A 13,397-nucleotide genomic window follows, 5' to 3' on the forward strand; every position below is an offset into this window, starting at 1 on the left:
GCTGCCTTTTATTCAGTCTAAACGCTTATTTTAATAAATACTGTAGTTCCCTTTATTCCACTTCCCCGCTCAGACGATTCAAAAACTGAATAGCCCGTGGACTGGTGGGCTGCTCCAGAACCTCATGCGGCGTACCCTGCTCAACGATTATGCCCTGATCCATCAAAATCACATGGTCCGCGACCTCGGCTGCAAATTTCATTTCATGGGTGACAATGACCATCGTCATTCCTTCAGCAGCCAGTTTCTTCATGACCTTGAGCACCTCGCCTACCAACTCAGGATCGAGCGCGGAGGTCGGCTCGTCGAACAAAAGCACCTCAGGTTCGACCGCCATTGCCCGGGCAATACCGACCCGTTGCTGCTGTCCTCCTGATAACTGATGCGGATAGGATTCGGCTTTATCAGCCAACCCCACTTTTTTAAGCAATTCCAATGCACGTTTGCGCGCCTCGTCCTTGCTCTTTTTCTGAACCGTGACTTGTCCCTCCATCACATTTTGTGCTGCTGTCATATGTGGGAAAAGGTTGTAGGATTGAAACACCATCCCTGTCCGCTTGCGCAGCGCCAAAATATTTTCTTGCCGGAGCTTCGTTCCTTTCGCAAAATTCAGTGCAATATCCCCTACTTGAATCTCTCCTTGGTCAGGAATCTCCAGCAAATTTAAGCAGCGTAAAAACGTTGTTTTACCAGAACCGGAAGGACCGATGATAACAAGCACCTTCCCCTTACCCAACGTTACGTCAACACCCTTAAGCACTTCCAGCGAGCCGAACGATTTGTGTATATTCCGAATTTGGATCACCGGTACAATCTCCTTTATCTGACGGAAAAACGGCCTAGTCGCTTCTCCAGGTAATTTTGCAGCACAGTCAAAATAGTGCTAAACAGCAGATAAATAACCCCCGCCTCGGTATACACCAATAGCGGTTCGTATGTGGTAGCTACAATCTGGTTAGCCGTTCTGAACATTTCCACATAGGTGATGGTCGCAGCCAGTGAGGTATCCTTCACCAAGCTGATGAATGAATTAGCCAACGGAGGTATGGACACACGGGATGCTTGCGGTAGCACGATACGTCGCAATACTTGCCAGCGCGTCATCCCCAGGGAGTATCCCGCCTCCCATTGGCCTTCCTGAATAGATATGATAGCCGCACGTATAATTTCAGAGCTATAAGCCCCTACGCTGAGGGTAAAACCGATTACTGAAGCAATAAACGGGTCCAATGTAATACCTACGGAAGGTAAACCATAGAAAATAATATACAATTGCACCAGCAACGGAGTTCCTCGAATCACCCATACATAGAAGCCGAAAATCAGCTTGAGTATTCTCCATTTGGACAGCCGGGCTAACGCTGTAATCAGCGCCAGCACGAGTCCCAGAGCAAAGGAGATAAGCGTGAGCGGAATCGTAAAAGAAACCCCTGCTTTTAGCAGAGGCAATAATGAATCCATAATGATTTGTATTTGGCGATCATCCATTGTACAGACATCCTTTGAAAAGATAGGTTTGAGAAGATTCGGTTCGCCTTGGCGAACGTTTGGTCTTCATTTATTATTTGGATACGTCGGCTCCAAAATATTTCTCGGAAATTTTCAGATACGTACCGTCAGCCTTCATATCAGCCAACGCTTTGTTTACTTCCTTGATCAAATCTTCGCTGCCTTTATTGAATACAGCTGCGCTGTGTGAAGCATCTGGAGATTCGTCCACCTTTTTGATGGGTGCGTCTGGCTTTTGCTTTTTCAGATCGAGATAGGATAATCCATCATTGACGGTCGCATCCACCCGTTTGGAAGTGAGGAGGTCAATGGCTTGGTTGAATCCCTCTGTTGCCACAATTTCCGCACCGTTGCTTTTCGCGATTTGAGTCAGGTTGCTGGTCAGGGATTGCCCGGACTTTTTCCCTTTTAGATCAGCAAATTTATGGATGTCTGTATTGTCTTCGCTTACGATCAGAACTGCCTTGGAGACAATGTACGGATCGGAAAAATCATATTTTTGCTTGCGCTCGTCTGTAATGGATACTTCATTGAACACTGTGTCAAACCGCTTGGAGTTCAACCCTGCGAATATGCCGTCCCATTGCGTCTCGATAAACTCCGGTTGTACACCCAGGCGTTTGCTCACTTCAGTCGCAATATCGACATCGAAGCCCGTCAGTTTACCAGCAGCATCATGGTAGGTAAACGGAGCATAGGTGCCTTCCGTGCCAATTCTTAGCTTGCCGCTTGCTTTTACAGATTCAAGAGTAGCTGTAGCAGTGGTATCTGCTTTTCCATTATTAGATCCGTTTTCTCCGGTAGATGCATTATTGGTACTGGCGCCTTTATCGTTGTTCCCGCAGGCCGAAACCAGCAATGCCATCACGATGAGTACAATCGGCAAAAAACTAAATTTTTTCATGGTATCCACACTCTTTCCCTTTTCTTGATAACCTAGCACGCGGCTGGTCATTGAATAGTACATCATTCATTTTCACGCGTCAATGCTTTTATCCAATAATCCCTATGAAAAAGGTAAGTTATATATTTTTGTGGCCTAAAGTTATTCTAGGTTGACTCTTTCATTGGCAGGTTATTCATTATAACTCCCCTCACAGCAACTTTTTCTGTACCCTCACGTTTGAGATTTCGTATAATAGGTTTTAATATGCAATTTAGAAATATGTACCGGAGTGTGATCATGGATACCCAGAATTCAACCTTATCCTCTACTTCACCTGAAGGCAGTCCCTCGGCCTGGGCTACTTTCACTTCACCCTTAAAACAATCCAAAGCGTTCACCTTGTTGTGGCTTGGACATTGGATCGCAATGTTGGGGAGCTCAGTCACCACAGTCATTTTGCCACTGGTTATCTATTCCCTAACAGGCTCGACTACTATCATGGGACTGGCGATGACGGTTTATATGCTGCCTAATGTACTTATTCTGCCTTTCGCAGGAATGATTGTGGACAGAATTGACCGAATCCGTCTCCTTCTGTTTACGAATATCGCCCGGTTTGGGCTGATGTTCATTGCGGCCGTGCTGATGTTTACGGGCGGGATGAAATTGCCGTTTCTATTCGTTGGCCTAGCGTTATACGGATTGATGGACGGTATCTTTAATCCCGCTTATTCTGCCTTACGTGCACAGGTGTTCACACCGGACATACGCAATGCAGCCAACGCGCTTAGCCAGATTAGTATACAAGCCGTCCGTCTACTTGGTCCTCCGTTAGGAGGCTTCATTGTATCTTTTTCCTCACCGGGTGTGGGCTTTGGGCTGGATTCTATCGCTTATCTGATATCTTTTGCCTGTTTTTGGATGCTGAGCGCTCATTTGGCCTCCATCATCGGCAAAGGTCAGGTAGATCCAGAACAGCAAGATCAGGGGGGACAGCATTTTCTCAAGGATTTTATCGCAGGCTTTACCATTCTCAAAAGCCATCCTTGGCTATGGATTACGATTCTTGCCTTTTCATTCATTAATATTTGTTATTCAGGCATTATCGCTGTACTCATTCCATGGCTGTTCAAGGTTCATCATGGCTACAATCCAGTCGTATATGGCATTGCGATGGCAAGTAGCGGTATTGGCGCCATGTTGGGGGCCTTTGTGTATGGATCACGCAAGCATTGGAAGCATCGTGGCCTGCTCGCTTACTTAGGAGCTTTTGTCAGCGGTCTTGCTTTACTACTGTTGTCTGTAGTCACTTGGATGCCAGGACTGATTATGAGCATGATGCTCGAAGGGTTTGGCATTATGATATTTGCGATTATCTGGGAGACGAGCCTTCAGGAATTAGTCCCAGCCGAGTCTTTTGGACGTGTAGCTAGTCTGGATCTAATGTTTTCCTTTGCCCTGCTCCCTGTCGGCTATCTGGCAGTAGGTGCTGCGGCTGATAAGCTTGGTGGTATGTTCACCATGGGTATGTTTGCAACCATCGGCATGTGTATCGTGCTAGGCGTTCTGAGTGTTCCTCATATCAGGCGTTTTCAATAGGACTTTTCCTCAAAAAAAAGCTGCTCCCACAGGTTCATTTGCGAACCTTGCGGAAGCAGCTTCTTTCCATTTTAGCCTTGTGCCCCATAGGGGCTAGTCTATTCAATGATTCGTAAGGTTAGCCTCTAGTCCGTCCAACGGAACGGAAGATCAAGCTTACAATCACGACCAGCACAATCGCACCAATTAATGCAGGAACGATGTAGAATGATCCGATTTCAGGACCCCAGTTTCCCAGAATCAAGCTACCCAACCATGCGCCGATAAAACCAGCGATGATGTTACCTATCACGCCACCCGGAACATCACGACCTGCAATAATTCCTGCCAACCAACCAATAATACCACCAACAATCAATGCCCATAACCAACTCATTTTGCGTCACCTCGTTTAAGTTTTTATCGTTGTGTTCTATTATTAACCACTCGAACTCCTTTTGAACACACAAAAGACGATTGGTTAATATTACCACAGTATGGAACACTGATTTAGGGACTTGATACCATCTTACGTGCCTCTACGACTATTTATACCCCTTGTGTGAAAAGTGTGTCTCATATGCGTTTATCCTTGTATTCCTGCTTTTTTTGTGCCATCCTCACATTATGGCTTCATCAATGTCACTTCATGCATAAGTTACAAAAATAACAGATTATTAAGGAGTGACCCCAACTGGAGTGTCGAGTAGGATGTGCCGCGTGCTGCATTGCCATTACGATTTCTTCCCCTATTCCCGGCATGCCAGATGGAAAACCAGCTGGTGTTCCTTGCCCTCAGCTAACTTCCGATTACCGTTGCCGATTGTTTGGCAAACCTGAGCGCCCAGTTGTGTGCAGTGGGTTCCATGCTGATGAGGATACGTGCGGAAGCACTAATGAAAGAGCATATCAGCTACTGAGAGAGCTAGAGGAGTCAACTTTACCGGGTAAAACTTAAGGAGAAGTTCATTCTATATGAAGGAGAATTTTGATTATGAATGTTATTGAAAAAAGAATTGCCGAATTGAAGCAATATCGACCCGATCTTACCGCCCCGAATGATATAGATTTATTCTGGGCCAAAACACTGGAAGAAGTCCACGCCAAACCTGTACATGCGTTCAAAACTCTCGTAGAAACGCCATATCCTCATATTCTTGCCTACCGGGTTACTTTTGAGGGTGTCGATGATACGCCTCTGCATGCCTGGTATGTACGCCCCCGATTTGCCGGAGATCAAAAGCTGCCATGTATCGTTCTGTTTCATGGCTATACAGGCGGAAAAGGCTATCCTGAAGATTATTCCTCCTGGCTTATGCTTGGCTTTGCTGTATTGGCAGTAGATGTACGTGGTCAAGGTGGAGAAACGGGAGACCGTCTGGGTGATGCTCATGGTACGGTTAAAGGCTGGGTAACGAAAGGAATATTGGACAAAGATACCTGCTACTACAAAACGATTACAACTGATGCCCTTAGAGCCGTAGATTGGGTAGCGGAGCAGTCGGATGTCGATTCGGCTAAAATCGCAATCAGTGGCGCCAGTCAGGGCGGAGGACTTTCATTAATGGTGGCTGCGCTCAGCGATAAAGCTGCTATTTCAGTAGCGGATATCCCCAATATGTGTCATATGGATTTTGGTATGATGAATTCTACCAGTTCGCTGACGGAAGCAGCTGAATTTGCTAACCGATTTCCGGAGCATTTGGAGCAGGTGCTACATACATTAAGTTATTTTGACGTGATGAATCTTGCTCATCGTATTCGTATCCCGATCATGGTATCGGTAGGGTTCAAGGATACTGTGTGTATGCCAGAGACGATTTTCGCCGCTTATAACCGTATTGAATCACCGAAAACGATTGAAATTTATCCGTTTACCGGACATTGGGTTGAAGGCTTTCAAAGACGTAAAACAGTTGAATTTTTAGTGCAGCATTTTTCATAATTCCTCCGGTGCACAAAAAAAGAACACCACGCATCAACCTGCGTAATGTTCTTTTCTGCTGCATCGGGGCCAGTCCCGCTTACGCCAGACAAACTCCTCGACAACTCACACAAAACAAAACTTCTAAGATTACGATGCAGCTCGCTGTTCTGCTGCCGAATCCCCTGTCCATTTTCGCACCCAAACAAAATCCATAATCATCAGACCAAACGGAATGAAGGAGGCAAACATAATAAAAAGAGGCCGCCGTATAGACCAATGCAGTGCTGTTTTCCCATAGATCAAAGCAACGAGGAGCAACAAAAAGCTCACCCGGTATATGTTACCAATCACCATAACCGCCTGGGCCATGCCCGCTGCTTGCAGCGGCTGGTGGGTGAATAGTATCGCCAAATAAGCTATAGCTTGAATCCAGAGCATGAGTCGGACACGCCCTAAAGGTGTTCTTAACACAATTTCAATCCCCTCTCCATTAGCAAGGATGTACTCTCATCCTTTACACATCCTTTATTATAACGAAAAGGTCCCCAAACTCCAACCTATCCATTTTGAATTTTGACCTAGTGAGTTGTGTCTGATAGAGTTGTGTAAGAGGTGATTATAAATGCTTAAACTGGGTATACTGGACCAGTCTCATATTCCTGAAGGCGGTACTGCTCAGGATGCATTATCCAATACAACAGATTTAGCCCGCGAAGCTGACCAACTGGGGTACAGCCGTTATTGGGTATCCGAACATCATGCTTCCAAAACACTAGCGCATTCCAGCCCTGAGGTGCTGATTGCGCATTTGGCTGCTCACACATCACGCATTCGTGTGGGTTCAGGCGGTATTATGCTGCCACACTATAGCGCGTATAAAGTCGCCGAAAACTTCCGTTTGCTGGAGGCACTCCATCCAGGACGTATCGACCTGGGAATAGGGCGGGCTCCCGGCGGTTTACCGCTTGCTACTCGCGCCCTGCAGGAAGGCAAGTACCAATCTGTCGAACAATATCCACAGCAGATTCTCGATTTAATCGACTACTTCCATGATTCGGTGCCTGACAATCATCGGTTTGCCGGTCTTCATGCCTCCCCGATGATATCGACCGTTCCTGAATTATGGTTGCTCGGCTCCAGCGGAGAGAGCGCCCGATTGGCTGCGATGATGGGGGCCTCCTATGCCTTTGCCCAATTTTTCGGGACTCCAGGCGGTGTAGAAGCTACTGCACGTTACCACGAGCAATTTCAGCCTTCGATCCTGGGTGATAAGCCCCATTCCATGGCGGCAGTTACGGTGGCCTGCGCTGAAACCGAAGAAGAAGCTGAGCAGCTGGCGTCCAGTGCTAGTTTGTATTTCCTTTTGCTCATGCAAGGTAAAGAAATGAGTTCTCTTCCGTCGGTGAAAACAGCAATGGCCTATCCATACACAGAGTTGGATCGTGAGCGGCTGCGTCAGTCCGCAGCATGGCGTGTTGTTGGTACCCCTGAACAGTGTAAGGAACAGCTACTAAGACTGGCTGAGCAGTATCGTACCGATGAGTTACTGGTCGTTTCATCCATTCATGACTTTGATAAACGTGTTCAGTCCTACCGTCTGCTGGCCAAAGCTTTTGATTTGGTATAGACAGCCGTTGAACGGAGGCTGAGCTTCAGAAACATAAAAAACCCCCGCCAGCCTATAATGGCAACAGCGGGGGTTTGTCGTAGAAAAGGGTTCATTGGAACCAACCCATCTACACTATGGAAGTAATTCAAGCACTACAAAAGTCTAACACCATATGGTACTTTGGTAGTATACACATCGAAACTAAAGTTCCAGTTGTTACCTCCTAAAGTTCCAGTTCGTATATACCAAAGGCGCATATTCTATACTCCAAACCTTGGAAAAATTGCACCCAAAAGTCCCATTCTTTACTCATTCCGATAAAGTTAATAACGGTTAAATTCTAAGGTTCCTAAGGTACTATACCCCAAACCAGCTTACCCTGCTGATATACAGTGCCATGGTCCCAGTCTGCAAATGCTTTTTGGGTAGCACCATAGGAGTAATCGTTGGTCTCATCAAAATTGCTCCAATTTGCAGCATGAATACGGGGTTGAATTTCTCCGCTTTCCCCACCGGGCTGAATCGTTCCGGCTCCATCTGTGAAAGAAATCTCCACATATTTATCAGCCTTGGCCTTTGGATTCGGCAATGTTACAAAAGTTGCTTTTACCTTCTCATTGCCAATCCTGGCCCAGTCTACAAAAAACTGCTGAGCTTGTTTGCTTTCATCTGTGTAATAGTAGCGAATTTTTAGATCGCTCAACTTCACAGCTGTTTTCCCTTTATTTTTGATATTAAATTCAGGACGGATTGCGTTATCCTTGGCATTTGTGTCACCGGTGCGATACTGTAGCACAATTCCTTGATCGTTACTGCCTGGTGTACTTCCTCCGTTGTCGTTATTGCCGCCGTTGTTGCCACCACCGTTATTACCGCCAGTGTTGCCATCTCCGCCGTTATCCCCACCGTTGTTTCCGCCTCCACCAATGTTGCTGGAGCCTTCCAGAATCGCCTGTTTTACGAATTTTCCAGAAGCGGACAATTGTGAATCAGGCCATCCGCCCTTACGGTCAGCACCAGACATCAGCGCAGCAGAGGTCTCATTTTTATCTGACAGCGACCAGTTAGTCCAACTGATTCCACGGCTAGCCAGAAAATCAGTCCATACTTTGGATTCATTCAGGAACGGACCACCGTTACCCGAAGCATCGCTTGTACCCCACTCGGTAGCAAATATGCCCACGCCTTTGTTCAGTGCATAATCGACCCGATCGCGCAAGAATTGTCCATGCGTACCCGCATAGAAATGTACGGTATACATTGTATTCTTGTCTGGAAGTGGATGGTCTGCTGCATCATGTACATCCTGACTCCATGTGCCTGTTCCTACAATAATAATATTGTCCGGGTCCTTAGCGCGAATAACCTGAGATACCTCAGACGCATAAGGTCGGATTTGATTGTTCCAGTTCACATTTCCATTCGGCTCATTGGCAAGTTCATAGATTACGTTAGGTAAATGGCCGTACTGAGTTGAAAATTCATTAAAGAAAGCTTTGGCTTCATTTTTATGAATGTTCGGATCGCCATCTGAAAGAATGTGCCAGTCGATAATGACGTACAAGCCCAGTTTCTGTGCTACCTCAATCGCTTCTTTCACTTTATTTTTCAAAGAAGGATTGGCGATATAACCACCTTCTTCAGTGTACAGTGCAACCCGAAATACGGAAATGCCCCAATCGTCCCGTAGCCATTTCATAGAGTCCTGATTTACCAGATCCCCAAACCATTGGACGCCGTGAGAGCTAATACCTTTGAGTTGCACAGGTTTACCGTTTTTATCCACCAATTTACCATTCTTTACTGAAAGTTGTCCGTAACGTTCCACAGGTGTCGTCCCAGCAGCCTCTGCTGTTTGCGTATTCCAGTTGAATCCGTTCGTTAACGTTAATAGTAATACTGCTGTTAGCATCACCGCTACTCTTTTTGCGATCCTTGACAGGATCCATTGCCCATTCATCATTTACACATTCCTTCCTTTTTATAAAGTAGATGAGACTTATCAGTACGTTGTTCTCTGCTCTTTTACCCCCTCCTTTATACAACAAGAGGATCAGGTCCAAACATCGATGTCACTTACCTGTATATGGATGATACTACTATTATAGTTAGTTCCATGTTACATTTCGACTTTATGATAGAAAATGAACAGGAAGTCACGGTTTTGGGATGTGTTCTACTTGGTTGGCTACTATGGAGTACTAAAGGGACAAAAGACTCATTTACTAATTGCAAAATTCGGAGAATTTTAGTTATTTTAATAAAAAAAGACCGCTTCCCGTGCCTTGGCTCGGTAGCAGTCTTATAGATGATCTTATATGTGATCGAATAATGTTACAAATATCGTCTTAACGTATGATCTCCCTATTACCCCTGAGCAGTTGCTTGAGGTTCTTTGGTCGTCTGATCTTTCTTCATATCGCCGCCATCCGTCGCTTGCTCTGTCAGTACAGTCTCAGATGAGTTACCTATTACCTTGTCAATAAGTTGTAGCCAAGGTTCTTCACTACCTCCACAGCTCTCAATATCACCGAGCAGGGACTCTAGCGTGGTTCCTTCTTCTGGCAAATCAATAACTAAACTGTCTTCGTCAACTTGGATGGTGCAGCAGGTTTTCATTGTAAATCCCTCGCTTAATTCATATTTGAGCATGCAGTAAGCTAGCTCAGATGGGATGAACTCCCATGGATTCCGGGATAAGCCCGTTGAATCCGTCTGAAATTATAAACCTAATGCACATCAATTGCAATGAACAAACCTTGAATTTTTAAGAATTAGCGAGTGGTACGGGCAGGAATGGAAACCTAAACGAAGTGTTCGTGCCAGCAATTTTGGATTTATAGAAAATCAGTTCAAACAATCAGCAAGCTCCGTAAAAATCACGCCAAGCGCATAAGCCCCCGCGTCTGGATAACCAAGGCTTCTCTCTCCTACCGTTCCGGCACGGCCCATACGCGCCACGATGTCTTCCGTCTTTTTGGCCCCTAATACAGCGGCTTGAGCACCACTTACAAAGGCTGTCTTCACGTCAAAATCTAATTTTGCGCTCTCCAACCAGCTATCTGTACATGGCACTAATGCATCTATAAGTGTTTTATCGCCAACAACGGCTCCTCTGCCGAAAGAACGTTCGCCTGTTGATTGTATGCCTTGCACCGCAGCCTGCATCATATCTGCGAATTCGGAAACGGTGAGTTCGGTTCGTTCGCCAGCAGATCGTGCCGCTGCGCGAAATGCTGAGCCCCAGATCGGACCCGAAGCGCCACCGCAGTATTCCATGATGACGAGCGAGCATGAATGAAGAAAGGCTCCCATCGTCAAAGAGTCTTGATTCAGGATGTCTCTCCATTCCCGTTTCAGCTGACGAAATCCCTTAGCAACGCTCATGCCAAAGTCGCCGTCGCCTGCATGAGCGTCAAGATCGCAGAAAGGTACCTCATTCTTGATGATAACCTCACTCATCTTATCGACTAGGTAGGTAAGATTGTTCAACGTAACTTTGTTGTTCTCAATAACTGCGAAGGCAGGGTCCGTTTCCACCTCAAAGGATACTTGCCGCTTTTCGTCTGCTACAGTTGAAATATCCGTGAATACGACATGATCAACAGGTCCAGCCACCTTGAACGCAGGCGCGTTACTTTCATGGGAGAGGAGCGTTTTCAGTTCGTTGTCCAGCTTCATGATGGAAACCGAGATACCTGACATATCGATACTCGTCATATAATTGTTGACAAAAGTGCGATCAATCTTGATCCCCTTCGCTGCTAGTTCGCGAGTAACCGAATGGTTGAAGAGGTACAGTTCTTGCAAAGGAGTACCGCCGAAACCATTGATCAATAAGGCGATTTCTCCGCTGAAGCCAGTTTCAATCTGCATGTCTCGAAGGAGATCGGTTACCATTCTGCCTGCCAACGTATCCGCATCCGTCAGCTTCTCGCGGCTGGTCCCAGGCTCGCCGTGAATGCCGACGCCGTACTCGATTTCATCATGCCCGAGCTCTAATGTTGGCGTGCCCTTCGCCGGCACGGTACACGAAGTCAATGCGAATCCGATACTGCGTACATTCGCAGCGGCTTTCTCGGCTACTGCTTTAACTTCCGCCAGACTCCGGCCCTCTTCCGCCGCTGCACCCGCGATCTTGTGGACGAGTACCGTTCCCGCCACTCCGCGCCGTCCGACTGTATATAGGCTGTCTTCTACCGCGATGTCGTCTTCAACCTTTACATAGTCCACTTCCAGACCGTCTTCAGTGGCCAGATGGGCGCCGTTTCTAAAGTTCATAATATCGCCGCTGTAATTTTTGATAATCAGCAGCGCACCTTTTTTCCCGGTCGTCGCTCGGATGGCCTGATATACTTGAATTTGTGAGGGAGAGGCGAAGACATCACCGCAGACCGCGGCATCGAGCATCCCTTGGCCAACGAAGCCGGCGTGGGCGGGTTCATGCCCGCTGCCACCGCCGCTGATGAGCGTTACTTTCTCCGCGTTCAATTCCTTTTTCTTGAGCACTTTGTATTTTGGCAGAAATTCCAACTCAGGATGCGCGAGCGCAATACCACTGCACATCTCAAGAACCAAATTTTCCGCACGGTTGATGACCTTTTTCATGCTACTTTACCTCCGCTTTGTACTGGCTCCCGATACGGTTGGCCGCAGCGATTGCCGCTGCAACCTGCTCCACTGTGACCGGAAACGGCATGGAATGAATCGATTCCTCCAGAATGCAGGCCTTTGCAGCTACTTCCATGAGTTCTTCCTGACTGATATGATCGACGCCGATATCAGCCAAGCAGACCGGTAAACCGACGGCTAAACAGAAATCAAGTACCTGATGTAATTCTTCCGTCGGTGCGTTTTCGAGCACCAGCTGTGCGATCGTGCCGAACGCAACTTTCTCTCCATGATAATAATGATGCGTGCCTTCCAAAATCGTGAGTCCATCATGAATCGCATGGGCCGCCGCAAGTCCGCCGCTCTCGAAGCCGAGGCCTGAGAGTAAAATATTAGTTTCAATGATATTCTCGAGTGCTTGCGTAACCTGGTTTTCATCACATGCCGCTTTTGCTTTGGCACCGTCTTTCAACAGCATTTCATAGCATAGCGTTGCAAGTGCAATCGCCGCATTTGTACCTACTGCTGGCGCACACTGTCCTTCGCGTACTCCGTTAGGCAGTCCGGCATTGACCCAGGAGTAAGAACGGGAGGTCGCACGGGCTTCAAAGTAAGTTGACAGTGCATCACCCATACCTGATACAAGGAATCGGGTTGGTGCATTGGCAATTACGGTGGTGTCGACTAATACGACACTCGGACTTTGCTTAAAATAGGCGTAATCGTCGAAAGCACCTTCCGGAGTGTACAGAACGGCCGAGTGACTTGTCGGTGCATCTGTCGCAGCAATCGTCGGACAGATGATAAGCGCTTCCCCTTGAGCCACACATTTCGCCGCGTCGATCGCTTTCCCACCGCCGAGACCTACGATACAATCGCATCCGTTTGCAGTAGCAATTTCCTGAAGTCTGGACACTTCCTGTCTGGAACACTCACCCATAAAACCGCTTTCAATAAAGGTCACGTTATATTTACCCAAAGTGGAATCAAGTTTATCTTTTACCCGCGCCACATCGGCAGGATGCGCAATCAGTAAAGCGGATTTGCCGAAGGTGCTCACATAGTAACCCAAATTCAACAATTCGTTTTCACCTTGTACATATTTGCTTGGGCTGATAAAAGCTTTTCTCATCTATAATTCCTCCTTATGATTGTGTTGGCTTCGTTCTGATTAAAACTATAACCGAACCATGTAAACTTTACATTGGAGGAATCAAGGAATATATTATAATCTACAATCGTATTTTTTTGCACTAAAGATCACGAATTGTACTTTC

13 protein-coding genes are annotated in these 13,397 nt (G+C 46.7%); 4 read left to right on the forward strand and 9 right to left on the reverse strand.

Going from position 1 to position 13,397, the window contains the following annotated elements; translation table 11 throughout:
* Positions 1–52 precede the first annotated feature (52 nt).
* From G9G53_RS18930 to G9G53_RS18940, 3 genes are all read right to left on the reverse strand, one after another.
* Positions 53–805, reverse strand: a complete 753-nt coding sequence (locus G9G53_RS18930; protein WP_069012511.1) for an amino acid ABC transporter ATP-binding protein — start codon at positions 803–805, stop codon at positions 53–55.
* A gap of 14 nt (positions 806–819) precedes the next feature.
* A complete protein-coding gene (locus G9G53_RS18935; protein WP_069012510.1) occupies positions 820–1,488 on the reverse strand; it encodes an amino acid ABC transporter permease in 669 nt (222 codons plus the stop codon).
* A 73-nt stretch (positions 1,489–1,561) separates the two neighbouring features.
* The gene (locus G9G53_RS18940; protein ID WP_165149613.1) at positions 1,562–2,413 is read right to left on the reverse strand and encodes an amino acid ABC transporter substrate-binding protein; all 852 of its coding nucleotides are present in this window, start codon (positions 2,411–2,413) and stop codon (positions 1,562–1,564) included.
* Positions 2,414–2,692: 279 nt separating this feature from the next.
* On the opposite strand from G9G53_RS18940, the gene G9G53_RS18945 reads away from it, so the two are divergent.
* On the forward strand, positions 2,693–3,994 hold the full coding sequence (locus G9G53_RS18945; protein ID WP_165149615.1) for an MFS transporter: 1,302 nt from the start codon (positions 2,693–2,695) through the stop codon (positions 3,992–3,994).
* 118 nt (positions 3,995–4,112) lie between these two features.
* Here G9G53_RS18945 and G9G53_RS18950 read toward each other — a convergent pair whose 3' ends face one another.
* Positions 4,113–4,370, reverse strand: a complete 258-nt coding sequence (locus G9G53_RS18950; RefSeq protein WP_013311445.1) for a GlsB/YeaQ/YmgE family stress response membrane protein — start codon at positions 4,368–4,370, stop codon at positions 4,113–4,115.
* Between the two features lie 297 nt (positions 4,371–4,667).
* Between G9G53_RS18950 and G9G53_RS26565 the strand changes: the two genes are divergently transcribed.
* Together G9G53_RS26565 and G9G53_RS18955 are read left to right on the forward strand one after the other, a co-directional pair.
* Positions 4,668–4,931 (forward strand): YkgJ family cysteine cluster protein, encoded by a 264-nt coding sequence (locus tag G9G53_RS26565; protein ID WP_238437904.1) that lies wholly within the window; start codon positions 4,668–4,670, stop codon positions 4,929–4,931.
* Between the two features lie 36 nt (positions 4,932–4,967).
* On the forward strand, positions 4,968–5,918 hold the full coding sequence (locus tag G9G53_RS18955; RefSeq protein WP_165149617.1) for an acetylxylan esterase: 951 nt from the start codon (positions 4,968–4,970) through the stop codon (positions 5,916–5,918).
* A gap of 129 nt (positions 5,919–6,047) precedes the next feature.
* On the opposite strand, the gene G9G53_RS18960 is transcribed toward G9G53_RS18955, so the two are convergent.
* Entirely contained in the window at positions 6,048–6,371 is a 324-nt protein-coding gene (locus G9G53_RS18960) for a DUF3817 domain-containing protein (protein WP_029515655.1), read from the reverse strand.
* A 151-nt stretch (positions 6,372–6,522) separates the two neighbouring features.
* Here G9G53_RS18960 and G9G53_RS18965 point away from each other — a divergent pair, with 151 nt between their 5' ends.
* Positions 6,523–7,527, forward strand: a complete 1,005-nt coding sequence (locus G9G53_RS18965) for an LLM class flavin-dependent oxidoreductase (protein WP_165149619.1) — start codon at positions 6,523–6,525, stop codon at positions 7,525–7,527.
* A 331-nt stretch (positions 7,528–7,858) separates the two neighbouring features.
* Here G9G53_RS18965 and G9G53_RS18970 read toward each other — a convergent pair whose 3' ends face one another.
* From G9G53_RS18970 to G9G53_RS18985, 4 genes are all read right to left on the reverse strand, one after another.
* Positions 7,859–9,472, reverse strand: a complete 1,614-nt coding sequence (locus G9G53_RS18970; RefSeq protein ID WP_165149621.1) for a cellulase family glycosylhydrolase — start codon at positions 9,470–9,472, stop codon at positions 7,859–7,861.
* A gap of 404 nt (positions 9,473–9,876) precedes the next feature.
* Positions 9,877–10,128: a hypothetical protein gene (locus tag G9G53_RS18975; RefSeq protein WP_039273050.1), complete on the reverse strand. Its 252-nt coding sequence runs from the start codon at positions 10,126–10,128 to the stop codon at positions 9,877–9,879.
* A gap of 228 nt (positions 10,129–10,356) precedes the next feature.
* Positions 10,357–12,117, reverse strand: a complete 1,761-nt coding sequence (gene dhaK / locus G9G53_RS18980; RefSeq protein WP_165149623.1) for a dihydroxyacetone kinase subunit DhaK — start codon at positions 12,115–12,117, stop codon at positions 10,357–10,359.
* A gap of 1 nt (position 12,118) precedes the next feature.
* A complete protein-coding gene (locus G9G53_RS18985; RefSeq protein WP_165149625.1) occupies positions 12,119–13,252 on the reverse strand; it encodes a glycerol dehydrogenase in 1,134 nt (377 codons plus the stop codon).
* Between the last annotated feature and the right edge of the window lie 145 nt (positions 13,253–13,397).

It is taken from the genome of Paenibacillus sp. EKM206P, from assembly GCF_011066155.1.
In the GTDB taxonomy this organism is placed as follows: Bacteria; Bacillota; Bacilli; order Paenibacillales; family Paenibacillaceae; genus Paenibacillus; species Paenibacillus polymyxa_D.

Coding starts and splice junctions, on each gene's coding strand:
- G9G53_RS18935 (WP_069012510.1), bottom strand. CDS start 1,488: ATGGATGATCGCCAAATACAAATCATTATGGATTCATTATTGCCTCTG.
- G9G53_RS18940 (WP_165149613.1), bottom strand. CDS start 2,413: ATGAAAAAATTTAGTTTTTTGCCGATTGTACTCATCGTGATGGCATTG.
- G9G53_RS18945 (WP_165149615.1), top strand. CDS start 2,693: ATGGATACCCAGAATTCAACCTTATCCTCTACTTCACCTGAAGGCAGT.
- G9G53_RS18950 (WP_013311445.1), bottom strand. CDS start 4,370: ATGAGTTGGTTATGGGCATTGATTGTTGGTGGTATTATTGGTTGGTTG.
- G9G53_RS18955 (WP_165149617.1), top strand. CDS start 4,968: ATGAATGTTATTGAAAAAAGAATTGCCGAATTGAAGCAATATCGACCC.
- G9G53_RS18965 (WP_165149619.1), top strand. CDS start 6,523: ATGCTTAAACTGGGTATACTGGACCAGTCTCATATTCCTGAAGGCGGT.
- G9G53_RS18970 (WP_165149621.1), bottom strand. CDS start 9,472: ATGATGAATGGGCAATGGATCCTGTCAAGGATCGCAAAAAGAGTAGCG.
- G9G53_RS18975 (WP_039273050.1), bottom strand. CDS start 10,128: ATGAAAACCTGCTGCACCATCCAAGTTGACGAAGACAGTTTAGTTATT.
- dhaK (WP_165149623.1), bottom strand. CDS start 12,117: ATGAAAAAGGTCATCAACCGTGCGGAAAATTTGGTTCTTGAGATGTGC.
- G9G53_RS18985 (WP_165149625.1), bottom strand. CDS start 13,252: ATGAGAAAAGCTTTTATCAGCCCAAGCAAATATGTACAAGGTGAAAAC.